Origin of the sequence: Salmonella sp. 32010601201800023SM (genome assembly GCF_017572235.1) — a bacterium.
GTDB lineage: Bacteria > Pseudomonadota > Gammaproteobacteria > Enterobacterales > Enterobacteriaceae > Salmonella > Salmonella enterica.
Map to the genome: position 1 here is coordinate 365,357 of NZ_JAGEQS010000001.1, position 23,229 is coordinate 388,585.

The following is a 23,229-nucleotide window of genomic DNA, read 5'->3' on the forward strand; positions in this document are numbered from 1 at the left end:
AGTAATCAGGCGAGAGAAGAATTCCGATGAAAAACTGGAAAACAAGTGCAGAAGCAATCCTGACCACCGGCCCGGTTGTCCCGGTCATTGTAGTCAATAAACTGGAGCACGCGGTGCCGATGGCTAAAGCGCTGGTGGCCGGGGGCGTTCGCGTTCTGGAAGTGACTTTACGTACGGCCTGCGCGATGGATGCAATTCGCGCTATCGCTAAAGACGTGCCGGAAGCGATTGTCGGCGCCGGAACCGTTCTCAATCCGCAGCAGTTGGCGGAGGTGACGGAAGCGGGCGCGCAATTTGCGATTAGCCCGGGACTGACTGAGCCACTGCTGAAAGCCGCGACGGCAGGCACTATCCCATTGATTCCCGGTATTAGCACCGTTTCTGAACTGATGTTGGGCATGGACTATGGTCTGAAAGAGTTCAAATTCTTCCCGGCGGAAGCGAATGGCGGCACTAAAGCGTTGCAGGCGATTGCCGGCCCGTTCTCTCAGGTACGTTTCTGCCCAACCGGCGGCATCTCTCCGGCAAACTATCGTGACTATCTGGCGCTGAAAAGCGTGTTGTGCATCGGCGGTTCCTGGCTGGTGCCGGCCGACGCGCTGGAAGCGGGTGATTACGATCGCATCACCAAACTGGCGCGCGAAGCGGTAGAAGGCGCGAAGCAGTAAGCCGTTAAATGCCCGATGGCGCTTGCTTATCGGGCTTACGAGTGGCGATCAGGCAGGTCTGATAAAAATGCGCTAACGTCGCCATCAGGCGATGGCGCATTAGCCTTTTACCGTCACGCGGCTGGCGGCCTTTTTCGCTCTTATCACCGCTTCTTCAACGTTTTCACCTGTCGCTAACGCTACACCAAGACGACGAGTGCCGTCGATCTCAGGCTTACCAAACAGCCGTACCTGTACTCCGGCTCCTACCGCCGCGTGTACATTATCAAACGTCACATTTTGACTGGTAAGCTGCGGCAGAATCACGGCCGAGGCAGCGGGACCATACTGGCGAATAGCGCCTACGGGCATTCCCAGAAAGGCGCGCACATGCAGCGCAAACTCAGAGAGATCCTGAGAAATCAACGTGACCATTCCGGTATCGTGCGGGCGAGGGGAGACTTCGCTGAAAATGACTTCATCGCCACAGACGAAGAGTTCAACGCCGAACAGGCCATGACCGCCTAACGCCAGTACCACATGACGAGCAATCTCTTGCGCCCGCTTCAGCGCCAGTTCGCTCATCTGCTGTGGCTGCCAGGATTCGCGATAGTCACCATCTTGCTGACGATGACCGACCGGCGCGCAGAAATGCACGCCATCGACGGCGCTAACGGTGAGCAGCGTAATTTCAAAATCAAATTTAACCACGCCTTCCACAATCACGCGACCCGCGCCAGCGCGTCCGCCCTGTTGAGCATACTCCCATGCCTGCGCGAGCTGTTCGGCCGAGCGGATAAAGCTCTGGCCTTTGCCGGAAGAGCTCATGACCGGTTTGACGATGCAAGGAAAACCCACTGCGGCTACCGCATCATGAAAACTGGCCTCACTGTCGGCAAAGCGATACGTCGATGTCGGCAGACCTAATTCTTCTGCGGCCAGGCGACGAATCCCTTCGCGGTTCATTGTGAGCTGCGTTGCACGGGCGCAAGGCACAACATTCAGCCCTTCGTCCTCCAGCTCACGCAGCGTATCGGTGGCGATCGCTTCTATTTCCGGCACGATATAATGCGGTTTTTCCTCTGTAATCACATGACGTAGCGCCTCGCCGTCCAGCATATTAATGACGTGTGAACGGTGAGCCACATGCATGGCGGGCGCATCAGGATAGCGATCGACGGCGATAACCTCGATCCCCAGGCGTTGGCATTCAATCGCCACCTCTTTTCCCAATTCACCTGCCCCTAATAACATCACCCGCGTTGCTGCCGGACGCAGCGCAGTGCCTAATAGCGTCATATTTCTGTCCCCTTATTTACCTGCGCGCAGTATATACGAAAACGTTTGCGTATGTCTTTTCGAATAGATTGCTTTTCTTGCTGCCTTGCAATATACTGTATATAAACACAGGTAAATAAGGGGCTGCAAAATGGCGGTTGAAGTTAAATACGTAGTCATTCGCGAGGGTGAGGAAAAGATGTCATTTACCAGTAAAAAGGAAGCCGACGCCTGGGACAAAATGCTCGATACTGCCGATCTTCTTGATACCTGGCTTGAGCAGTCGCCAGTCGTGCTGGAAGATGGGCAGCGCGAGGCGTTGTCGCTGTGGCTGGCGGAACATAAAGAGGTATTAAGCACTATCCTCAAAACCGGTAAGTTGCCTTCTCCGCAGGCGGTTGAAAAGGACGCCGCGAGTAAAACGAAAAAGCAAGCCGCCTGAACCCACACTTGCGCTCCCGGCGTTTTGTACCATGCTTTTCCTGAATCATTGTGCTAAGGAGAAAAGTATGAATAAAAGAGGAGCGTTGTTGAGCCTGCTGTTGTTATCCGCCAGCGTATCGGCATTTGCGGCATCCACCGAGAGTAAATCGGTTAAGTTTCCGCAGTGCGAAGGGCTGGATGCCGCCGGGATTGCGGCAAGCGTGAAGCGCGACTACCAGCAAAATCGTATCGTGCGGTGGGCAGACGACCAAAAAAAGGTCGGGCAGGCTGACCCGGTCGCGTGGGTTAATGTGCAGGACGTTGTAGGTCAAAATGATAAATGGACAGTTCCGCTAACCGTTCGCGGTAAAAGCGCCGATATTCATTATCAGGTTATCGTTGATTGCAAAGCCGGCAAGGCGGAATATAAGCCCCGCTAGCAGCGTAATTTGCGCTTCTTTTGCCGGAACAGACAATTCCTGACATCCCCTCAGGTACGCTTGACCATTATTGGTCTGTATTTGAGGGGTACTATGGCTAACTGGTTGAACCAATTACAATCACTTCTTGGGCAAAAAGGCGCTTCCGCATCGCCTTCCGGTGAACAGGGGTTAAATAAACTGCTGGTTCCCGGCGCGCTGGGCGGTCTGGCTGGACTGTTGGTCGCCAATAAGTCTTCGCGCAAATTATTAACCAAATACGGTACTGGCGCTTTGCTGGTGGGCGGCGGCGCGGTAGCGGGTTCCGTATTGTGGAATAAGTACAAAGATAAAGTACGCGCCGCGCATCAGGGGGAGCCGCAATTCGGCAGCCAAAGTACGCCGCTGGATGTTCGCACTGAGCGACTGATCCTGGCGCTGGTTTTTGCTGCAAAAAGCGATGGGCATATTGATGCCAAAGAACGCGCGGCGATTGAGCACCAACTGCGAGAATCAGGTGTGGAAGAGCAAGGGCGTGTGTTTATCGAAAAAGCTATTGAGCAGCCGCTTGATCCACAACGTCTGGCACAGGGCGTTCGTAATGAAGAAGAAGCCCTGGAAATCTACTTCCTGAGCTGCGCCGCCATTGATATTGACCACTTTATGGAACGTAGCTATCTGAATGCGTTAGGAGACGCACTAAAAATTCCTCAGGAGGTTCGGGACGGTATCGAGCAGGACTTGCAGCAGCAAAAACAGGCGCTACCAGGCTGATAACCTGCCATTAAGTAACATGTTTCGCTTGCATCATGCGTGTCTTTTGCCACCCTTATAGGATGGATAGTTTACGTCATTCATGTTGCAGGATAGCGGCGAAGCAGTGACATCTCAGGCGCTTACCGAGGTGAGCTACCGGGACTACCATGCTAAGCCGCTGTGTTTGCCGCGTGATATATAACAAATATTAACGCAAAAGAAAAAACGACATGTTGCCAAAAGCCAATCGAATTCCCTATGCCATGACCGTACATGGCGATACGCGCATTGATAATTATTACTGGCTGCGAGATGACACTCGCTCGCAGCCGGAAGTCCTTGATTACCTGCATCAGGAAAATGAGTATGGCCGGAAGGTCATGTCCTCTCAGCAGGCGTTACAGGACCGCATTCTAAAAGAAATTATCGATCGCATCCCGCCCAGAGAAGTTTCCGCTCCGTATGTGAAAAACGGCTATCGCTACCGTTATATCTATGAACCCGGCTGCGAATATGCCATCTATCAACGACAATCGGCGTTAAGCGAAGAGTGGGATGTGTGGGAAACCTTGCTCGATGCGAACCAGCGGGCCGCGCACAGCGAATTTTATACGCTCGGCGGACTTGCCATTACGCCGGATAATACCATCATGGCGCTGGCGGAAGATTATTTATCCCGTCGTCAGTATGGGTTGCGTTTTCGTAACCTCGAAAGCGGTAACTGGTATCCGGAACTGCTGGATAACGTTGCGCCTGAATTTGTCTGGGCCAATGATTCCTTGACCCTTTACTATGTGCGTAAGCATAAGAAGACGCTGCTGCCCTATCAGGTTTGGCGGCACACGATTGGCACTCCGTCATCGCAAGATGAACTGGTATATGAGGAGAAAGACGATACCTTTTATGTCAGCCTGCATAAAACCACTTCGCAGCATTATGTGGTGATTCATCTTGCCAGCGCCACCACTAGCGAAGTGCTATTACTTGACGCGGAACTGGCCGATGCCGAGCCGTTTTCATTCTTACCGCGCCGCAAAGACCACGAATATAGTCTCGATCACTATCAACATAAGTTTTACCTGCGTTCTAACCGGAACGGTAAAAACTTTGGGTTGTACCGTACCCGCGTGCGCAATGAAAACGCCTGGGAAGAGCTGATCCCTCCGCGCGAGCATATTATGCTGGAAGGGTTTACCCTGTTTACCGACTGGTTAGTGGTCGAAGAGCGTCAACGGGGGCTTACCAGCCTGCGGCAAATTAACCGTAAAACCCGTGAAGTGATAGGCATCGCCTTTGACGATCCGGCTTACGTGACGTGGCTTGCCTATAATCCCGAACCTGAGACCTCCCGGCTGCGTTACGGCTATTCTTCAATGACGACGCCAGATACCTTGTTTGAACTGGATATGGATACCGGAGAACGACGGGTGCTTAAACAGACGGAAGTGCCTGGGTTTGATTCTGGCTGTTATCAGAGCGAACACCTGTGGATCACCGCACGCGACGGCGTCGAAGTGCCGGTATCGCTGGTTTATCATCAGAAGTATTTTCGTAAAGGGCAAAATCCGCTTCTGGTTTACGGTTACGGATCTTACGGTTCCAGTATTGACGCCGACTTCAGCAGCAGCCGACTGAGCTTGCTGGATCGTGGCTTTGTTTACGCAATCGTACACGTTCGCGGCGGCGGTGAGCTGGGGCAGCAGTGGTATGAAGATGGCAAATTCCTCAAAAAGCGGAATACTTTTAATGACTATCTTGATGCCTGCGATGCCTTATTAAAACTGGGTTACGGTTCGCCGTCGCTGTGTTACGGGATGGGCGGGAGCGCGGGCGGAATGTTAATGGGCGTCGCTATCAACGAACGTCCCGAGCTTTTCCACGGCGTTATTGCCCAGGTACCCTTTGTTGATGTATTAACCACGATGCTGGATGAGTCGATCCCACTAACGACAGGAGAGTTTGAAGAGTGGGGGAACCCGCAGGATATTGAGTATTATGACTATATGAAAAGCTATAGTCCTTATGACAATGTCAAAGCGCAGGACTATCCGCACCTGCTGGTGACGACAGGATTGCACGATTCCCAGGTGCAATACTGGGAACCGGCGAAGTGGGTGGCAAAATTACGCGAGCTAAAAACGGACCAACGTCTGCTGCTGTTATGTACGGATATGGACTCCGGGCACGGTGGTAAGTCGGGGCGGTTTAAATCCTACGAAGGCGTCGCGCTGGAGTTCGCCTTTTTAATCGGCCTGGCGCAGGGAACCTTACATAGCGCATAGACGCGCGCGCCCGCAACGGCTTGTGAGCGTCGCGGGTTATTGTGGTGTTCCATTGCTGCGTTGCTCGCCAGCCTGAACATCTTCCAGGTAGTGTTTAAGCGTCAGGCGAAGTTCCGGGCTCATATTATCAAGGTTATTAAAAAGCCAGCGTAAATAGCCCGGATCGCGTTTTGCGACTTCAGATACCGCCTTACCGCGGTATTTACCGAACGGGAAAGTGGTTAACAGCGCAGGACGGCCCGTGATATTGACCATTTCTTCCGCGGTCCAGCCGGTGGTTCGCATAATATCAATCAGCAAGGCGGCGGTGATATAGCAATCATAAAGCGCCCGGTGATGATGCAGCCCCGGCGGCGTTTGTACGCTTAGTTTACGCGATTTATAGAGCGCCATATTGCTGTATTTTATTCCCGGCCACAGGCGTCGCGACAACTTCATGGTACAGATCCACTCACCCGGCAATTCAGGTAATACGCGTCTGTCGAAACTGGCATTGTGAGCGACATACCACTCACTACCGTAATAAAGCGGTATGACATCTTCAATCCACGGCTTATCGGCGACCATGGCTTCGGTAATACGGTGTATCGCCATCGCCTGCGGCGTAATAGGGCGATCGGGGCGTATCAGGTGACTCATGGGATTGACAATGTTGCCATCAATGACATCTACAGAGGCTATCTCTACGATCCCGCCCTGCAGCCCGCAGGTTTCCGTGTCTATAATCCGCAACATGATTCATTCCTCACCCAAAGACCTTAGCGTAATGGAATGATATCGCCTTGCCAACCCTCCGTTGTGCGCAGGCCCGTCAGTAATAGCGAACCGCAATCGGCACGAACAATAAGTTGCCCGCTTTCATCCCACAGCGCGCTACTGCCACAGGCATTGGCCATCAGTACGGCCAGCGCATATTTATGCGAAAAACGTTGTAAGCGTGAGGTAGAAGCATGGAGTTCAGGTTCGTTAAGACATTGACTGGTTGTGAATAACGTAAATGAGGGATCTATATCACCACCTTCTGGCTGCTCATCCACCACGTTGATAGCGCTTCGCTGCCTGGCAATACAGGCGCCATGACTTTTGTGAAACATGAGCGGCGACGTTAGCCATGGGGCAAAAATAGCGATGCCTTTTACGAAGCGGCAGTTATGCTCAACAGGCATACCCACAATGATAGTCATATGGTGGGTATCGGCCGCATGAGTGAGCGGCTGTAAAAGCGCCTCGTCAGGCGGGGCGGGCAACGGTTTATTTCTTTCGTCGCAGCCTAATAGCGACAGCGACGGAAAGACCAGCAGTTCGCACTGTTGACGAGCCGCAAGCTCAATATATTCCAGATGATGGGCGACATGCTCCGCCGGCGAGGCGTTCAGGGGCGCATACTGCGCAGCAGCAATTTTCCAGGAGGACATAATGACTTCCTTTTCATAGTCTCTACAGCCATTCTAAAAAGCATAGGTTAAGAATCGCCTTATAATGTAGTCGTCTGCATGTAAGGAAGTGTAACGTTATATAATTTTTATTTAACTTTGGGTTCGTAAGGGAGTCGGGATAGTGATACGGAAGCCAGACGATGGGCAATCAGCCGCTCACGAAACCAGGCGCGTAGATGCTCTGGCTGCTCACGTTCGACCGCCTCCGCGACAACTGGCATATTGTAGCGCTCTTTAAATGCCACCCCGGCTGCCGCCAGGTCCACATTGACTTTATCCATTTCCGCTTGTTCAAGCTGAGCCAGATTTGTTTTCATACGTGTCTCCTTTTTTGTTGCCGCCAGAAGGTACTAAGAGTCCGCGGTAATGGCAAGATGGAAATGATGATCCTCGACTCATTGATTGTTGAAGGTTATTCTTTGTAACGTAGGTATAACAAAAAGGAATAGTGAATATGGCTTCTTCTGCACGATCGCGACGTTTAGCTTTACTGCTGCTGGCATCGACATTTGCGACGCCAGCGGCCTGGGCACATGCGCACCTGACGCATCAGTATCCAGCGGCGAATGCTGCCGTTACGGCCTCGCCACAGGCGCTGACCCTGAACTTTTCTGAAGGGATTGAGCCAGGGTTCAGCGGCGCAACCATTACTGGCCCTCAGCAAGAGCTCATCAAAACGCGCCCGGCAAAGCGAAATGAACAGGATAAAACGCAGTTGATTATCCCGCTTGAGCAGCCGTTAAAATCTGGCGCTTACACGGTAGACTGGCACGTTGTGTCGGTGGATGGACATAAAACAAAAGGGAAATACACCTTCAGCGTGAAATAAATGATGCTGACATTCGTCTGGATAACTCTCCGATTTATTCATTTTGCTAGTTTGATGCTGGTCTACGGCTGCGCGCTTTACGGCGCCTGGCTGGCACCCGCATCAATTCGTCGTTTAATGACGCGTCGATTTTTACATCTGCAACGACATGCCGCCGCCTGGAGCGTTATCAGCGCGGCTTTTATGCTGGCGATTCAGGGCGGACTGATGGGCGGCGGCTGGCCCGATGTTTTTTCCGTCTCGGTGTGGGGCGCGGTACTGCAAACCCGCTTTGGCGCGGTCTGGATATGGCAAATTATCCTCGCGCTGGTCACGCTGGCGGTGGTAGTCATTGCGCCGGTAAAAATGCAACGACGGCTTCTTATTCTAACCGTTGCTCAGTTTATCCTGCTGGCAGGCGTTGGACATGCGACGATGCGCGACGGTGTAGCGGGAACATTACAGCAGATTAACCATGCTCTGCATTTACTCTGTGCCGCAGCCTGGTTTGGTGGGCTGTTGCCAGTGGTTTATTGTATGTGCATGGCTCAGGGACGCTGGCGTCAACATGCTATTAGCGCCATGATGCGTTTTTCTCGTTATGGTCACTTTTTTGTGGCGGGCGTATTGCTCACAGGCATTGGCAACACGCTATTTATCACGGGATTTACCGCTATCTGGCAGACCACCTATGGACAGTTGCTTTTGTTAAAATGTGCGCTGGTCGTGCTTATGGTAGCAATTGCGCTGACGAATCGGTATGTTCTCGTACCACGTATGCGACAGGAAAATCCCCGGACTGACCTATGGTTTGTCAGGATGACGCAAATTGAATGGGGAGTTGGAGGCATAGTTCTGGCGATCGTCAGCCTGTTTGCAACCCTCGAACCTTTTTGATGGACTGGCATAACGAATGAAAAAAATACTCCTTCCGGCGCTTCTGCTGGCCACTTCGGGCGTAGCGTTGGCGGCGCCGCAGGTGATTACCGTAAGTCGTTTTGAAGTAGGAAAAGACAAGTGGGCGTTTAATCGGGAAGAGGTCATGTTGACCTGTCGGCCTGGCCAGGCGCTCTATGTGATCAACCCCAGTACGCTGGTGCAGTATCCCTTGAATGCCATTGCCGAACAGCAAGTAGCGGAGGGTAAAACGCGCGCTCAGCCTATTGCCGTCATTCAAATCGATAACCCGGCGAAGCCCGGTGAGAAAATGAGTCTGGCGCCGTTTATCGAACGTGCGCAAAAGCTTTGTGATCCATACAATAGCTGACTGATTTTTAATAAAAAACCGTAAACCTTCACGAAAAGGCTTACGGTTTTTTTATCTCTGATAACAGACAAAACGCCAGGTTTTTTCAATCACCTTCGTCGCAAACTGGAAAACCTGGCGTCGTCATCTATTCTTAAAGGGCAAGGCGATTTAGCCTGCATTAATGCCAACTTTTAGCGCACGGCTCTCTCCCAAGAGCCATTTCCCTGGACCGAATACAGGAATCGTATTCGGTCTCTTTTTATTTTTCTTATAAAACAGTCGCTTACGATCCGTTTTCCGAAATTTTCCGAAATTTTCCGAAATTTTTCCGAATTTCTGTATTCCGGTCTTTTTGGTTATATCACAATCAAATTAAATTTAACATTTATTTCACAACGAAAATTGGAGTATTAGAGCATCATATAAGCTTTATCATCACGCTCATCGAGATAGAGTTTCGTGGTGTTCGCTGATGTGTGGCCCAGGAGTTTTTGGGCGAACACCTCGCCGTGCTCGTTTTTGTACAGCCGTCCGGCCAGACTTCGGATCTCGTGAAATGTCGGTGGATTATTGCTGAAGTTAACACCGGAGGCTTTTCTTGCTTTTACAAATGTCTTTGTCAATCCATCCGGATGAATATTCCCGGTTGGGCTATTTTTCCTGATTCCGGCACTGATCATGAAATCAGTGCGGCTTACCAGTCGGCAGCGATCGATTACCGTTCCCAGACGTAACCCCGTCGCCCGAAGTGTCAGGGAGAGGGGAATGGCTATTTTCATTCCGGTTTTAATCTGAGTTACGTATAAGCGGTTGTCAACAACATCACTAAATTTCATATTTACGATATCCTCCCTACGTTGACCAGTAACCAGCGCGAGATCCATCGCAAGAGGAAACCACACAGGCAGATGTTCTGCCGCCGTCCGCGTGGCGTTATATGTTTCCAGTTGCAGGCGTTCCCTGGCAACCTTAATCTCTGGTATCCGGGTTGCTTCCACCGGGTTTTTCACAATATGCCCTTCGACAATAGCCTCTCTGAACATGTCAGATAGAACTGATCTCATTGCTCCCGCCATAGTCTTTTTTCCCTCGGTTATCCACGACTCAAGAAACTTGGCAATGTGCCGGGTTGTTACTTCTGCCAGTATTATTTCTCCCATTTTTTCGCGTACGGTCGCTAATTGATTACTGCGAATCTTGTAGGTATTAACCGACAGACTCCGGCGCTGTAATAAAACCTCATAGCGATCAATCCATGCGGACACAGTGAATGAGTCCGTTCCTTTTAGTTTTTCAATAAGCGCCACTGGCGTGTGGTTTTGCGCTATGAAGTTGTTTGCCTCTATGGCCTGTGTGATTGCGTCCCTGCGGGCGATCTGACCGAGCGGAAATTCCTTGTCAGTTACCGGGTTACGCCAGAAAAAAGATTTACTGGCCTTACGGTAGGTGAGGTACCTCGGAAGGTTAGCATCGTACTTTTTTCGACTCACTGATCAACTTCTCCAGCAATGCACTCGGTTAACGCCATCACACTCTGGTACATAAATTCGATTTTCCGGCCTTCTTCTGCCGTAAGCACGGTTATTCCTGTCCGGGCGCACTCTTCCAGAAAGGTTTTCTCTTCTTCTTTTCCTGCACTGGTACGGCGGTTAAACTCCGGTGCGATGATGAAGCGTTTACTGAATTCCTCTGGTTCCAGTACCCGGCAGTGAAAAGCCGTTCCTGTATCAAGAGACTTTGTTTTCTCCGTGTCCACGGGGGCATTTTTGCGCCAAAGATAAATTGCTGGTGTATCTACGATATCATCAAGCTGTGATTTACTGACCCCCTGGCCAGCGTGATACGCCTCGTTAGGGATGTCATAGTAAATGCCTGGCTGTATATCATCAGGGACAGTGAAATTTCCGTTTTCTACGGGATCTGCCGCTTCGCCAGCTTCATCACCGCCAGTACCTGATCCACCGTCCGTTGTAATTTCCTGTCCTGTATCGCCAGCCGTTTCCTGCTGGTTGCTCTCTTTCGGCGTTTCTCCATCTCTTTCTGTTCTGGCTTCCGTTTTTTCGGTCTGGTTTGAGGGGGGCGGGAATAGCGCTGATACATCGAAAGTCCCGTCCGCGTTTCTGGTGACAACCTCCGGCTCTGCTGCTGGTTGTTTTTCCTCCGGCACCACTTCTTCTTTTTCACCCTGATTTGAGGCGCTGTAATTGTTATGAACCCACCTCGGATCGTTCGGGTCGCTGATGTCTTCGACATATTCACCGCGCGCGGCTGCCAGTTGTTTACCAACATCAACCGGGTTTTTGGGTGGAATGTTTTTACGTGCTTCGTGCAGTTCTGCCCGTATTTTCTGGTAGCCTGCTTCTGTCTGGCTTACAGGTGGTTCATTCTCCAGCGGCTGTGGGTCCGGATGATGTTCAGTTGTGTCCTGTTCCACTGCTTCAGGCGTTGCTGGTTCATCTGCCAGTTCGCCTGTCGGTTGCTGTTTTTCTTCATCACACTGAAATCTCCCTGCCTCAATATCCCGCAGACATTTGCCCGCCTGACTAAGCCTTGCTGCATTTTCTTCATGGGTTGTTGGGGGGTTATCAGGCACATATTCGTACCAGTCCGGATCGCGAACGCCATGAACGGCAAGAAAGCTTTCGCACCACGTTCGGCGAAGATCAGGATTACCGGGCTGGAGAATTACACCAGATGTGGCGTTGCACTGAAACTGGATCTAGTGGCGAATCCAGGACAGCTTGAGCTAGAACGTCATGCCGCCCGATCCGCAGCGTGGCTTTTTGTGACTAAAGGGTGTCTGAAATATTCCGGCGACCTGGTACGTGTTACGCAGATCATCAACGGAGGGTAGAACGGCATCGGTGATCGGCGGGAGCGCTTTGAGAAAGCAAAATCGGTGCTGGTATGAATCTGTTATCTGCTCTTCTGAAAAGATACTGGTTGCAGCTGGTGTTTATTTTGCTGATGGCTGGTGCGTTTATCGCCGGTAATGTCTGGAGTGACAGGGGCTGGCAAAAAAAATGGGCAGATCGCGACAGCGCTGAATCCTCTCAGGAAGTCAACGCCCAGACCGCCGCCCGTATTATTGAACAGGGCCGCGTTATTGCCCGTGATGAGGCTGTGAAAGATGCACAAGCGCAAGCCGCTAAATCTGCTGCCACTGCTGCTGGCCTGTCTGCCACTGTTAGCCAGCTGCGTACCGAAGCAAAAAAACTTGCCACCCGCCTGGACGCCGCAAAGCACACCGCAAATCTTGCCGCTGCCGTCAGAAGCAAAACAACCAACGCCGACGCCAGAATGCTTGCCAACATGCTCGGAGATATTGCAGAAGAAGCTAAACATTATGCTGGAATCGCTGACGAGCGCTACCGGGCAGGAATGACGTGTGAACGAGTATATGATTCGGTGAGAGAGTCAAATAATTACAGGAGGCATTGAAACTCCCCCTGTAATATTGCTGTAAAAAAGTGACTACATATCATCAGATGGAACCAGATGAATAAGAACAGGTTTTTCACCAGATGAAACTGATAAGTACTCACTCAGTTTTGATATAGCTGAAATCTGTCTGAATAACCTGTCGGGGTGCTGGAATAACAACTTTCCGGAAATTCTTCTGCAATGGATTTTACTTTTAGTGACCATTCGCCTCCTTATCTGTAGAGGTGGGTAACGAATTTAAAAAGCATTCTGCTTACTTAGGGGGAACATCCTGATGACTGCCTGCAATATTGCAAATTCCATTTTCATTGTATGAACCACCTGAATCAAGGCACTCATCTTCCATCAGGAATTTCTGCGACCACATACCTGCATAAAAAACGATAATAATGGCTACGATAATAGTGATGATGTTTTTCATTTATGTTCTCTGTGTGTTGTTATTGAAAATGATAATCAATATCGCAAAATGAAATAAATAATCATTAAGTGGTAGTTGTTGATAATTGTTCGTATTTTAAAAAGGTACTCCCGGCGGGGCGGTCTGCCACGGGGCGGCAGCGGCGCGGGATTTGGCGCATTTTTGATTTTTCATGCATCATCATCATGTTGTAACTCTCTGTTTTAATGTCATTTATTTTTAAAAGATGATGGTTTGTATGTTTTTTGTTCGTTATATTTTGTTTTTCCGGGCGAGGGCGCGCTAAGAAACAGCCCCAGAGGTAAAAATGGACGGCGAACTGAAGAACCTCAAATGCAATATCTGTCAGCTTGCCGCTATTACAGGGTTACATCGACAGACGGTTGTCAGTCGCCTCTCGGGCGTTCCCCTGGCACTGGGAAGCAATGAAAAAAACAAGCTGTATCTCCTGACGGATGTGATCCGCGTACTGATGGAAACGCCCGTTTCCCAGGCTGCTGAACATCAGGACCCGAATAAAATGACTCCAAAAGAGCGTAAGAACTGGTTTGACTCCGAAAAGGGGCGTTAATACCACGGGCAATCATACTAACCAGTTCGGCGGTTATATCAATTCATACTGGGGAGATTCCAATCACACTTCATTTCAGCTAGGAGGTGGTGCGTGGACACAGGCCGCTGGCGACCATGCGCATACAGTTTATATCGGAGGACACGAGCACACCATGTATATCGGTCCACACGGACACGTCGTTATTGTGGACGCAGACGGTAATGCGGAAACCTTTGGTCTTATGGACGGCGGTGTGGATGCTGCTATTACGGCATATTTCGGGTCGCAATTACAGGAACGGGTACAGCAAAATATCATCCGTGAATACTTGGGGGAACAGCCCGTCGGCACCGCCTTTGTTATTGAAACGGGTAACAGTAAACATCCGTGGCTGGTTCACGCCCCGACGATGCGCGTTCCGCTGATTATTGACGGCACCGACGCGGTTTATAATGCAACACGGGCTGCGTTACTGGCAATTTTTCAGCACAATAAAAGCGCCGGAGAAGACCGGAAAATTACATCTGTTGCATTACCTGCAATGGGGGCCGGATGTGGTCAGGTCCCCCCCGGACAGCGTCGCCCGGCAAATTGTACTGATATAGCCCCTCCTGATATTCCCTCCAGTCATATTGCTGTTTTTGACGCTGAAACCCAAACGTGGAGTCTGCAGGAGGATCACCGCGGCGAGACGGTTTACGACACAACAACCGGCAATCAGGTTTATATCTCCGATCTTGGTCCGCTACCTGAAAACGTCACATCAGTTTCACCAGGTGGTGGATACAAAAAATGGGATAGTAAGGCTCAGGTCTGGATGAATGATGAAGCTGCGGAGGCCGCAGCCAGACTTCGTGAAGCTGAAGGAACGAAAAACAGACTCCTGCAAATAGCGTCTGAAAAAATCGCGCCGTTACAGGATGGAGTGGATCTGGACGAAGCAACCAATAAAGAAAAAGCTTCTCTTCTGGCATGGAGAAAGTACCGGGTACAGGTAAACCGTGTTGATACTTTAAAGCCTGTCTGGCCGGAGAAACCAGCCAGTAGTTTATAATTTGTCAGGAAAACTCAGGCCTTATTTATAGCAAATATGAAGAAGGCCTGTCTGTCATAACTGATATGGTTACTGGTTAGTATATTAAATTTATACTCAATAACCTCTACACATTTTAAACCAATCTTCAGGGAAGGGTATGTCAGCAGGCCAAAGATTACACCACTTTTGAGGCATTGGCTTAATTGTTTCTTCTTTTTTATGATCTTGAGAGTCTGCCGCTATTGTAAGAGCAGGATATAGTGAAGATGGTAATATTAAAACCATTGCTAAAAATACGCTCTTAACGTGTTTCATAATATGTTACCTGTTAAATTGTGGCACACTATCCTTACGGTTACAGCATCCTTTACTATAGATATTAAACGTTATTCATTACCATCAGGTGAGTAAATAAAAACCATTTATAAAATATTTAACTTAAATAAAAATGATAAGCACTATTATATTTTATTTCCAATGTAAATTAATTCATGTGAAAGTGATTTCATGTGCTTTTCAAATCATGGCTGGCTCGCTCCCCTGGAGGAACAGGCCAGTTAACATTATCAGGAGTGTTTGTTATATCAATCAACTTCACTTCATTATTGTAAGCCAGCCACACTAACAGTTTTGATCCTGTCCGCGTATTGTGGACACAGCCTTAAGCGAGGTTCTGGTTTTCAAATTGTTCCGGACTGAGATCGCCGCAGACCCTGACCGCAGGCTGGACGCTATCGTTTTTACATTGTACCTCAGGCCCCAGGTTCACTTCCTCAGCAAGCCGGGGCGCACCGTAGCGCTGTTTTGCCTGGCTGAAGGCCTCTCTTACGACATTGTCGCAGTCCTGCCGGAACTGCTGGTGGGTATTAACGACTGTGCGCCTTGTTTGCCAATGCCGATTCCGAACTCATTCTGACGCCGATCATCATTGCCGTGTTGCTCGCGCCTGGTTTCAGCAAAAGCACCACGCTGGCTATACTGCATTTCTTTTTCCGCAGGGAGAAGTGAGTAAATGAGTATGGAAATGGAGCTTTCCCTATAATGGCGGCTGAAGCTAATCATGTGTCATGTATTGCAAATGTCAAAGTGATAAATAAAGTTTCAACAGTCTGTGTTTTTTGTGAAAACGACTCGCTATGGTGCTAACCCTATATGAGGGACTGATTGAACATCAGATATATCCCGGCTTATTTAATACTGCTTACTATGAGGGTAATAATATGTTTTCTCTTATTAAATCACGTAAAGTTTTATTCATAACAACTCTTCTGCTGTTGTCGTCTGCTGCCCAGCCAGCGTTCGCCCTGGGGTGCATAGGGGACGGTGGTAGCACTGCAGACTGTGCAAAGGTTTGTTCCCTGGCGGCAGGTTTAGGCCCCCTTGGTTTTCTCATTTGCTTTTAATGTCTGAGAAGTGGTTATCCTGAGCCTTTCCTGTTCATGTAGTGAAGGCCCATTCAGAACATCATATTTAAACTATCGTAATGGAACAAAGAGTTACTTTAAAGAGCTCTTTGTTCCTTTAACCTTGATGAAGATGGTCAACGTCTGGTTTTACAATTCCGATACAGACAGGATAGCTGCTATGTTTGTTATCCATCTGGAAGGTTATCTGGCTGATAGCATCAAGCGCCAGTTGTGGCCATTGCTTCAGTACCCAGTGTGCCACTACAGTGCCACTACATTGGTGGCCGTAGGCCAAAACTGACGCCGGAGCAATGGGCGCAGGCAGGGTACCTTATTAGGGCAGGAGTACCGCGACAGCAGGTAGCGATTATTTATGATGCGGGGCTGTCGACGCTGTACAGAAAATTCCCTGTGTTAGGGTAATGCAGTATTTCCACGGTGCGTGCCACCCAAATATGTGCTGTGGATGCTTTATAGGGTGTGCCATTTTTGTGTCAAACATGGTGAAGCATCATTCTATTTCTAACATCATGTGCCATTGAGTTGAGCAATGTGAATGCGGAAATGTGTATTTGAAACAGTTAGTTAAATGTGATTCTACTAATTCGTAATGCGAAGGTTGTAAGTTTGATTCCTGTTATTGCACCATTTCAATGTTACTGTAACTTCCGTGTTAGCCCATAACCATTCCAATTTCTACAAGACAGGTGCTTGCTATATATTTACCAATCAGTCATTTTAAAAGTGCGTCATAACCGGAGAACTGTCCTCGTCAGGAGGCCTGTTTTCAGAAAGGCAATATCCTGTTTCGACAGTAGCTTATATGTGACCGGGTTAGCAGCACATTCCCCTCCGCCACATTCCAGTACAGTTGAAATAAGGTTGGCAGTAATCAGTAACAGAAATACCCAACCGACAATACTGAACAGGTCCGGATTAATATTCAATGAACGAAATGCAACATTCATGCTACTGATTGCCAGAATTACCGCAACAGCAATAATAATCAGAATTGACGTAATCAGAGTCCAGGTATAAAAGTGTAATCCAAAAAATGCAGAACCATATCCTGTGTCACCGGGCATGATATGCAAACATATTTGCCGGGATGCCATAACTCCGGTCAGGATACTGCCAATAATTACCATCCCGTAATGTATACCTCGTAGACCAAAGCAGAGGTTAAATAAAAAGCCAAAACCGGCGATGATGAGGCCAGCCCGCTGTAATAAGCAAATTGGACAAGGCAGCTCATGCCTGACGAGTTGATAATAAAAGGCTACAACCAGAGCAACGCATATCCCAAGGAGTCCCACCTGATTAATCAGATGAACAAGTGTTGTTGGATGATGATGCGTTTTCATACACACTCCTTAAAATGACAAAGTCAGCGAATTGGTCATATGATGAATGAATGATAAAATAGTGACGATGAGTAAAACGGCCCACAGAATGTAGCTGACTTTATCCTTTCTGTTTATGGCCCCCATTGCCACGCTCAGTGCAAGCAAGAATGGCAGAAACATGAACATAAAAAACTCCTTTATTACATTGCTTGTTAATATAATCGCTGTGTATTACCGGGTCTGTATTCCAGCTTATCCACCCCGCATTAGCCGGAGCTCAGTAAGGCATCAGGAATTATTTGCGTTATTATAAATCGATTATTTCTGTGATGAGTTATCCCGGCATCTGCTGGTTACAGGGATATTTCTGGCGACAAGAGTAAGAAATATCCCGATAACTAATGGTATAATAAGCAGCATTGAGTGTGTTGAAATAGCATATCCATAAATATAGTCTTCCAGACTTACCGCAATCAGCGGAAAGATAAGAAATACAAGCGAAGCCTGGAAGGCATTAGCCTTTTGCTGAAGCGCAAAGTAGCACAGGATACCAAAAACTCCGGCAAAAGCCCCGAGATACAGGGTAGCTAATATTGAGTGTACTGAGAAGGTTGATACTTGTGGTCTTTCAAAAAACCATCCTGTCGCAGAAAGTATCAACCCAGCTAAAAGGCACGGGAGCGCATTAAATGTGATAACAGAGACAGTACAACTTCTTTTCTTACATTGTGTATATATTATGGCATGGATTAACACAGCAGAAATAAGCGCAGTGATACCCTGCCAGTGACTCTCTGTACTTGTATTCGTTTCTTCAAGAAGTATCCCCGTCAATGCAGTGATTGCGATAGTTAAGCCCGCGATCTGCATTAGTTTCGCTTTTTCATTTAGAAACAAAACCGATGCTATCAAAACGGCCACAGGCATATTCGCAAAGATAATGGCGGCAAGCCCAGAGTTGACATAGGTTTCACCATAAATCATTAGTGAGAAAGGAATGCAAAAATAAAAGATGCATATCACAAACTGGAATAATCGTTGTCCGGGAGGAAACAACAGTGTTTTTTTTCTTAACCATGCAATGATGATTAAAAAAGGTGCTGCAAACATAAACCTCATTCCGGTTGCAAACACTGGAGGGATAGTTTCAACGGCAATTCGCATGGCCAACCATGTAGTCCCCCAAGTCAGTGAAACTAGCATGAATAATATAGATATCGACACCTTGCGCATAAGATCCTCTCCGTAAAAAAATTAATTTAGCTTTTTAGCTAGAAAAAAGTAGCGTTTTCTTCACTGTGTTTTTTATATGTTTAGATAAAAATTTCTCTATCAGAAGACGCAGTTATGCTGAATGAGAAAAATAATAAATGACTCAGGCTGTTACCACACGATTGTCCACTGCGCCTGTAAGACCTGGCAGCAGTTGTCGATTTAATGTCTATTCTTGCTGGAAGGCATAAAACGCCTTGAAGATGAAGAGCTCATCATTAGTCGGGTCCCTTGTTGAGCCAGGACAAGTTTAACTTATCGCTTTCAACCCTTACGATGATAAATGATCTTATCCACCCATAATGGACATACGGCTAAATGAGTAAATTCTCAAGTAAGAGGCAGGATCTGTATCAACCAGTAAGAAGCCCCAGAAATAGCACCGGCTGAATTCCGTCAGGAAGCTCTGAAACTCGCTGAATGTACGTTGCCCGCGAACGATTGTTAATCAGCACCATAGCAAGAATAATTGTTTGTTTCACAAGGAGATAGAAAAAACTATAGCTTTGCGCCGGGGCGGAGGCAGGAGGAGATAACTCGTTGTAATAGAATGTTTTTATATGGCGACCTTAAGAGAAATGCTTTCGCCTCGGTATACCACCCGCTATGAAGACCTGCTTCAGGTTAAGTGGCAGGTTTATCCCGATTTTCACATTCCTGATGTGATGGAACCGCAGCCACATCGTATGCAAGAACGGGCTGCGGCAAGCTGGCGATCGTTCGATAGTGCGAGTATTGAATGGTTGCCAGTTGCGGCGGATTTTACTTGTTCAGGATGACTAACCAATGTGTTTAATCTGAAACTAGCCACCTGTTCAACTTTTCGCGATCGCTTTTGTTGGCATCACTATTAAGCCTTCGTCTACATGGGCATTTGGCATCGAGAGTCCCCCAATGGAAGAGGGGAGTGATGTATTGGGCAGTGAGTTTGTTTGGTCGGGGGATTTATACGCAAAATGGCCCGAAATATGTCCGAATTTCTGTATTCGGTCTTTTTTCTTTATACCACGATAAAACCTGATTTAACATTTTTAAAACAGAAAATCAGAGCATCATGTATGCCTTTTCGTCACGTCCATCAAGGTATATTTTTGTTGTGTTCTCTGAAGTATGTCCCAGGAGTTTCTGAGCAAACCCTTCGCCGTAAGCGTCTTTATACAGTCGTCCGGATAAGCTGCGGATCTCGTGAAACGGCGGTGGGTTTTCACTGAAATTTATTCCGGTCAATTTTCGTGCCGCAACAAATTTTTTAGTCAGGCTATCAGGATGAATACTCCCGTTCGGGCTGTTTTTGCGTATGCCAGCGCTGATAAGGTATTCGCTACGGCTTACCAGGCGGCAACGCTCAATCACCGTACTGAGGCGTAAATCCATGGAAGGAAGGTTGAGCGAAAGTGGCAGAGCGATTTTCATCCCGGTCTTGATTTGCTTAACGTACAGTCGCTCATCAATAATGTGACTGAACTGAGACTGTAAGTAAAATTGTGTAATTGCCTGTTTTTGATATGTTCACTCCAGTAACGGAGACAGGCAATTATGGACGAAAAGAAACTCAAAGCCCTTGTGGTTGAACTGGCTAAAGGCCTTAAAACCGAAGCCGACCTCAATTCGTTTTCCCGTATGCTGACGAAATTAACTGTCGAAACGGCGCTCAATGCGGAGCTGGCTGACCACCCCGGGTATGAGAAAAATGCGCCCAAAACAGGCTCAAACACCCGTAATGGCTACTCGTCCAAAACAGTGTTGTGCGATGACGGCGAGATAGAACTCAACACACCGCGTGACCGTGAAAACACCTTCGAACCACAGCTGCTTAAGAAGCACCAGACGCGCATTACGCAGATGGACAGCCAAATTTTATCCCTCTACGCCAAAGGCATGACTACCCGCGAAATCGTCGCCACCTTCAAAGAGATGTACGACGCCAATGTGTCACCCTCGCTGATATCTAAAGTCACCGACGCCGTAAAAGAGCAGGTCACTGAGAGGCAAAACCGGCAACCGGATGCGCTGTACCCCATTGTTTATATGGACTGCATTGTCGTCAAAGTCCGTCAGAATGGCAGCGTAATCAACAAAGCCGTCTTCCTGGCACTGGGTATCAACACCGAAGGCCAGAAAGAGTTACTGGGTATGTGGCTGGCCGAAAATGAAGGCGAAAAGTTCTGGCTAAGCGTGCTGACGGAGCTGAAAACCCGGGGCGTTCAGGACATCCTGATTGCCTGTGTGGATGGTCTGAAGGGCTTCCCGGATGCGATAAACAGCGTCTTCCCGCAGCCCCATATCCAGCTGTGCAGTATCCACATGGTGCGTAACAGTCTGAAATACGTAGCCTGGAAAGGCTACAAAGTCGCCACCAGCGGCCTCAGGCCCCGACCGAAGAGGCGGCACTGATGGCGATGGATGCGTTCGCGAAAGCCCGGGACGATAAATATCCGCAAATCAGCAAAAGCTGGCGTGCGCACTGGGAAAACCTCAATACGCTCTTCAGTTATCCGCCGGATATCCGCAAGGCCATCTACACCACAAACGCAATCTAATCCCTGAACTGCGTGATCCGTGCCGCGATTAAGAAACGCAAGGTGTTCCCGACGGATGACTCAGTACGAAAAGTTATTTATCTGGCGATCAAGGATGCGTCAAAAAATGGAGTATGCCGATCCAGAACTGGCGGCTGGCGATGAGCCGTTTTATTATCGAGTTCGGTGACCGCCTGAGCGATCACCTTTAATAACTGGGCAGTTACACAGAATTACTGACAGGCTCATTCTTTTGTGTTGCGCATCTCTGTTTCTATTGTTTTAGATAGCCATGAGAGCTCTGTTGCTGAGAGTTTTAGTCGTGGGGTTCTTTCTTCTGCACCGGGTGGGCGCATTTCATAACTGCAGGACCATCTGCTGAATACTGTATAGCTCTGTATATCGCATGTTGTTGAGGTCAGTGTGCAATTCCTCGGTACTGGCTTGTCCTGTATAGGGCTGGAGATTTCTGGGCAATGTCCTTTTGGACCTGAACATATGTTTTTGATTGAAAATGGCATCGTGTTTTATCCTTTACACTGTGAAATGTTGTTTTGTGCTCTTCTGTTGTGATTGGTGATGTGACGGGATCGTCCATGCACCCTTCCTTTTATTGACGGCGTATCAGTCCATTGATGCCATGCTTGCTTAATTTGTCCAGCATCAGCAAGCCGTCGTTTTCTTTCTGCTGCAATTCAAGCAACTTAAACCGTATTTCGTTAAGTAAAGGTTTAATAACTCCGCGCTTGCGAACCACCTTTTTGATAACGTCTTTTTCGAAGTATAAACGGCAGAAATGATTTTCATAATTCGCCTATACTCTTCACCCAGCGCTGGCAAATCTTCAACGCTGAAAGGCTGGGGAGAAGGGCGTCCAGTTGCTGAACGGAGAGCGAACCATACGCCCTGATTCCACGTGTTATCAAACTTCATACCGTGGTTATCATCCAGACAAGGCGCTTGAGGTTGCTCATGTCTTTTGGGGAAAGAGGTTCGGTGGTGGGTACTGGATATCCTGGATCGGGAAGTGGGTTCCACTGGTGCCAAATACAGGGGGCTGGTAAACCGGGTGGATACCTCAAATCCTGACAGGCCAGAGCACCAGCCTGATAAAATCGTATTACTGATTTCTAACCAGTGGCACATTAATTGTACCAGCTCAGACTCCAACTGACAGTTTGCTTTAAGCGAGTAGCGGACGTGACCTGCCCCCAAGAGTAAAAACAAACTTTCTATTGATACATTTAATTAACTTATTTATAACGTTATATTCCAAATACAAACTTGTTCAATTGGGCATGTATGGACATTCAAATCACACATCAAGTTACTGAATTTGATAAAGAAGAACTATTAACCGGATTAAGAAGCTACAATGCTCAGTTCGTCGATTTTAGTAAAAATGGGCAGCTTGGGGTCTACTGCAGAAACGAAAGCGGCGAAATGGTAGGCGGATTAATTGCTGACAGAAAAGGTCCGTGGCTCTGCATCGACTATCTTTGGGTAAGTGAATCTGCAAGGAACTGCGGTCTGGGGAGCAAACTTATGGCGATGGCCGAAAAAGAAGGTTTGCGGAAAGGCTGTGTTCATGGACTTGTAGATACCTTTAGCTTCCAGGCTCTCCCTTTTTATGAAAAACAGGGTTATATACTTCAAATGTCGCTACCGGACTTTCCTAAAGTAGGTTCGCAAAGGCATTATTTAATTAAGCTCGGTTTATAGCTTTGCTGCATTTGAATACCCATAGCTTTATGAAAGCTGTAATCAGGTAGCTTTAAAATATATCGTACCGTTGGCCTGTACACACCATGATCAGCGTCCGCTTCTGGCACAGGGCGGACAGTCAGATTAGGTTTGGCTGTCAGCTCACATTTGAGCTAATACCCCCTGGCACGGCTAGAGATACTCAGACAGCCGCTTGTAGGCGGCATGGT

Annotated in this window: 23 protein-coding genes and 10 pseudogenes; 18 read left to right on the plus strand and 15 right to left on the minus strand. The window is 48.4% G+C overall.

The window, feature by feature from the left end:
* Positions 1 to 26 precede the first annotated feature (26 nt).
* Positions 27 to 668: a bifunctional 4-hydroxy-2-oxoglutarate aldolase/2-dehydro-3-deoxy-phosphogluconate aldolase gene (gene kdgA, locus J4617_RS01865; protein ID WP_000800494.1), complete on the plus strand. Its 642-nt coding sequence runs from the start codon at positions 27 to 29 to the stop codon at positions 666 to 668.
* A 99-nt stretch (positions 669 to 767) separates the two neighbouring features.
* Here kdgA and purT read toward each other — a convergent pair whose 3' ends face one another.
* Entirely contained in the window at positions 768 to 1,946 is a 1,179-nt protein-coding gene (purT, locus tag J4617_RS01870) for a formate-dependent phosphoribosylglycinamide formyltransferase (RefSeq protein WP_000173419.1), read from the minus strand.
* 130 nt (positions 1,947 to 2,076) lie between these two features.
* Between purT and yebG the strand changes: the two genes are divergently transcribed.
* From yebG to ptrB, 4 genes are all read left to right on the plus strand, one after another.
* Entirely contained in the window at positions 2,077 to 2,367 is a 291-nt protein-coding gene (gene yebG / locus J4617_RS01875; RefSeq protein ID WP_000257723.1) for a DNA damage-inducible protein YebG, read from the plus strand.
* Positions 2,368 to 2,434: 67 nt separating this feature from the next.
* Positions 2,435 to 2,788, plus strand: coding sequence for a protein YebF (gene yebF / locus J4617_RS01880; protein ID WP_001042123.1), 354 nt, complete (start codon positions 2,435 to 2,437; stop codon positions 2,786 to 2,788).
* Between the two features lie 93 nt (positions 2,789 to 2,881).
* Entirely contained in the window at positions 2,882 to 3,541 is a 660-nt protein-coding gene (locus J4617_RS01885) for a tellurite resistance TerB family protein (protein WP_000024707.1), read from the plus strand.
* 212 nt (positions 3,542 to 3,753) lie between these two features.
* The gene (gene ptrB, locus J4617_RS01890) at positions 3,754 to 5,805 is read left to right on the plus strand and encodes an oligopeptidase B (protein ID WP_000936990.1); all 2,052 of its coding nucleotides are present in this window, start codon (positions 3,754 to 3,756) and stop codon (positions 5,803 to 5,805) included.
* A 36-nt stretch (positions 5,806 to 5,841) separates the two neighbouring features.
* Here ptrB and exoX read toward each other — a convergent pair whose 3' ends face one another.
* The 3 genes from exoX to J4617_RS01905 form a co-directional block, all read right to left on the minus strand.
* A complete protein-coding gene (gene exoX, locus J4617_RS01895; protein WP_000944282.1) occupies positions 5,842 to 6,540 on the minus strand; it encodes an exodeoxyribonuclease X in 699 nt (232 codons plus the stop codon).
* A 23-nt stretch (positions 6,541 to 6,563) separates the two neighbouring features.
* Positions 6,564 to 7,220 carry a carbon-nitrogen hydrolase family protein gene (locus J4617_RS01900; RefSeq protein ID WP_000100249.1) on the minus strand — a complete coding sequence of 219 codons (657 nt, stop codon included), beginning with the start codon at positions 7,218 to 7,220 and terminating at the stop codon, positions 6,564 to 6,566.
* Between the two features lie 107 nt (positions 7,221 to 7,327).
* Positions 7,328 to 7,558 (minus strand): DNA polymerase III subunit theta, encoded by a 231-nt coding sequence (locus J4617_RS01905; RefSeq protein ID WP_000856224.1) that lies wholly within the window; start codon positions 7,556 to 7,558, stop codon positions 7,328 to 7,330.
* A gap of 137 nt (positions 7,559 to 7,695) precedes the next feature.
* On the opposite strand from J4617_RS01905, the gene yobA reads away from it, so the two are divergent.
* The 3 genes from yobA to J4617_RS01920 are packed head-to-tail and all read left to right on the plus strand — an operon-like array spanning position 7,696 to position 9,316.
* Entirely contained in the window at positions 7,696 to 8,070 is a 375-nt protein-coding gene (gene yobA / locus J4617_RS01910) for a CopC domain-containing protein YobA (RefSeq protein WP_022544651.1), read from the plus strand.
* Positions 8,071 to 8,946 (plus strand): copper homeostasis membrane protein CopD, encoded by an 876-nt coding sequence (copD, locus tag J4617_RS01915; RefSeq protein WP_017466156.1) that lies wholly within the window; start codon positions 8,071 to 8,073, stop codon positions 8,944 to 8,946. It abuts the gene before it with no gap.
* A gap of 16 nt (positions 8,947 to 8,962) precedes the next feature.
* Positions 8,963 to 9,316 (plus strand): YebY family protein, encoded by a 354-nt coding sequence (locus J4617_RS01920; protein WP_017466155.1) that lies wholly within the window; start codon positions 8,963 to 8,965, stop codon positions 9,314 to 9,316.
* Between the two features lie 392 nt (positions 9,317 to 9,708).
* On the opposite strand, the gene J4617_RS01925 is transcribed toward J4617_RS01920, so the two are convergent.
* Both J4617_RS01925 and J4617_RS01930 read right to left on the minus strand, forming a co-directional pair.
* On the minus strand, positions 9,709 to 10,788 hold the full coding sequence (locus J4617_RS01925; protein ID WP_017466154.1) for a tyrosine-type recombinase/integrase: 1,080 nt from the start codon (positions 10,786 to 10,788) through the stop codon (positions 9,709 to 9,711).
* Between the two features lie 32 nt (positions 10,789 to 10,820).
* Positions 10,821 to 11,972, minus strand: a pseudogene (locus J4617_RS01930) (exonuclease VIII); the annotation flags it as partial.
* Here J4617_RS01930 and J4617_RS01935 point away from each other — a divergent pair.
* A pseudogene (locus tag J4617_RS01935) lies at positions 11,961 to 12,152 on the plus strand (glycoside hydrolase family 19 protein); the annotation flags it as partial. The pseudogenes J4617_RS01930 and J4617_RS01935 overlap by 12 nt on opposite strands.
* Before the next feature lie 53 nt (positions 12,153 to 12,205).
* Positions 12,206 to 12,739 carry a DUF2514 domain-containing protein gene (locus tag J4617_RS01940; protein ID WP_001050883.1) on the plus strand — a complete coding sequence of 178 codons (534 nt, stop codon included), beginning with the start codon at positions 12,206 to 12,208 and terminating at the stop codon, positions 12,737 to 12,739.
* Between the two features lie 256 nt (positions 12,740 to 12,995).
* Here the strand turns inward: J4617_RS01940 and J4617_RS01945 are convergent, their stop codons facing one another.
* Positions 12,996 to 13,163 (minus strand): lytic enzyme, encoded by a 168-nt coding sequence (locus J4617_RS01945; RefSeq protein ID WP_000789530.1) that lies wholly within the window; start codon positions 13,161 to 13,163, stop codon positions 12,996 to 12,998.
* Positions 13,164 to 13,470: 307 nt separating this feature from the next.
* On the opposite strand from J4617_RS01945, the pseudogene J4617_RS01950 reads away from it, so the two are divergent.
* The 4 pseudogenes from J4617_RS01950 to J4617_RS22885 all read left to right on the plus strand — a co-directional run.
* Positions 13,471 to 13,731 (plus strand): annotated as a pseudogene (locus tag J4617_RS01950) (DUF1441 family protein); the annotation flags it as partial.
* A 1-nt stretch (position 13,732) separates the two neighbouring features.
* Positions 13,733 to 13,948, plus strand: a pseudogene (locus J4617_RS22875) (tail fiber protein); the annotation flags it as partial.
* A pseudogene (locus J4617_RS22880) lies at positions 13,946 to 14,290 on the plus strand (macro domain-containing protein); the annotation flags it as partial. The pseudogenes J4617_RS22875 and J4617_RS22880, both read left to right, overlap by 3 nt.
* Positions 14,291 to 14,299: 9 nt before the next feature.
* Positions 14,300 to 14,770: pseudogene (locus J4617_RS22885) on the plus strand (tail fiber assembly protein); the annotation flags it as partial.
* A gap of 96 nt (positions 14,771 to 14,866) precedes the next feature.
* On the opposite strand, the gene J4617_RS01960 reads toward J4617_RS22885, so the two are convergent.
* Both J4617_RS01960 and J4617_RS22890 read right to left on the minus strand, forming a co-directional pair.
* Positions 14,867 to 15,067 (minus strand): PagK family vesicle-borne virulence factor, encoded by a 201-nt coding sequence (locus tag J4617_RS01960; RefSeq protein ID WP_031608121.1) that lies wholly within the window; start codon positions 15,065 to 15,067, stop codon positions 14,867 to 14,869.
* 402 nt (positions 15,068 to 15,469) lie between these two features.
* Positions 15,470 to 15,635, minus strand: a pseudogene (locus tag J4617_RS22890) (IS3 family transposase); the annotation flags it as partial.
* On the opposite strand from J4617_RS22890, the gene J4617_RS01970 reads away from it, so the two are divergent.
* Together J4617_RS01970 and J4617_RS23165 are read left to right on the plus strand one after the other, a co-directional pair.
* The gene (locus tag J4617_RS01970; RefSeq protein WP_000457876.1) at positions 15,635 to 15,760 is read left to right on the plus strand and encodes a hypothetical protein; all 126 of its coding nucleotides are present in this window, start codon (positions 15,635 to 15,637) and stop codon (positions 15,758 to 15,760) included. The pseudogene J4617_RS22890 and the gene J4617_RS01970 sit on opposite strands and share 1 nt — an antisense overlap.
* A gap of 588 nt (positions 15,761 to 16,348) precedes the next feature.
* Positions 16,349 to 16,581: pseudogene (locus J4617_RS23165) on the plus strand (helix-turn-helix domain-containing protein); the annotation flags it as partial.
* Between the two features lie 326 nt (positions 16,582 to 16,907).
* Here the strand turns inward: J4617_RS23165 and J4617_RS01985 are convergent.
* The 4 genes and pseudogenes from J4617_RS01985 to J4617_RS02000 all read right to left on the minus strand — a co-directional run.
* Positions 16,908 to 17,522: a disulfide bond formation protein B gene (locus J4617_RS01985; RefSeq protein WP_017466152.1), complete on the minus strand. Its 615-nt coding sequence runs from the start codon at positions 17,520 to 17,522 to the stop codon at positions 16,908 to 16,910.
* Between the two features lie 9 nt (positions 17,523 to 17,531).
* Positions 17,532 to 17,690: a DUF5993 family protein gene (locus J4617_RS01990; RefSeq protein WP_000480735.1), complete on the minus strand. Its 159-nt coding sequence runs from the start codon at positions 17,688 to 17,690 to the stop codon at positions 17,532 to 17,534.
* A 132-nt stretch (positions 17,691 to 17,822) separates the two neighbouring features.
* A complete protein-coding gene (locus tag J4617_RS01995; RefSeq protein ID WP_001233445.1) occupies positions 17,823 to 18,737 on the minus strand; it encodes a DMT family transporter in 915 nt (304 codons plus the stop codon).
* 1,083 nt (positions 18,738 to 19,820) lie between these two features.
* Positions 19,821 to 20,243 (minus strand): annotated as a pseudogene (locus J4617_RS02000) (tyrosine-type recombinase/integrase); the annotation flags it as partial.
* 69 nt (positions 20,244 to 20,312) lie between these two features.
* Here J4617_RS02000 and J4617_RS02005 point away from each other — a divergent pair.
* Positions 20,313 to 21,507, plus strand: a pseudogene (locus tag J4617_RS02005) (IS256 family transposase).
* 145 nt (positions 21,508 to 21,652) lie between these two features.
* Here J4617_RS02005 and J4617_RS02010 read toward each other — a convergent pair.
* Positions 21,653 to 21,793, minus strand: coding sequence for a hypothetical protein (locus J4617_RS02010; protein WP_001617922.1), 141 nt, complete (start codon positions 21,791 to 21,793; stop codon positions 21,653 to 21,655).
* Between the two features lie 165 nt (positions 21,794 to 21,958).
* Positions 21,959 to 22,228: a hypothetical protein gene (locus J4617_RS02015; RefSeq protein ID WP_001752421.1), complete on the minus strand. Its 270-nt coding sequence runs from the start codon at positions 22,226 to 22,228 to the stop codon at positions 21,959 to 21,961.
* A gap of 369 nt (positions 22,229 to 22,597) precedes the next feature.
* Here J4617_RS02015 and J4617_RS02020 point away from each other — a divergent pair, with 369 nt between their 5' ends.
* Positions 22,598 to 23,017, plus strand: a complete 420-nt coding sequence (locus tag J4617_RS02020; RefSeq protein WP_000354407.1) for a GNAT family N-acetyltransferase — start codon at positions 22,598 to 22,600, stop codon at positions 23,015 to 23,017.
* Positions 23,018 to 23,229: the final 212 nt, after the last annotated feature.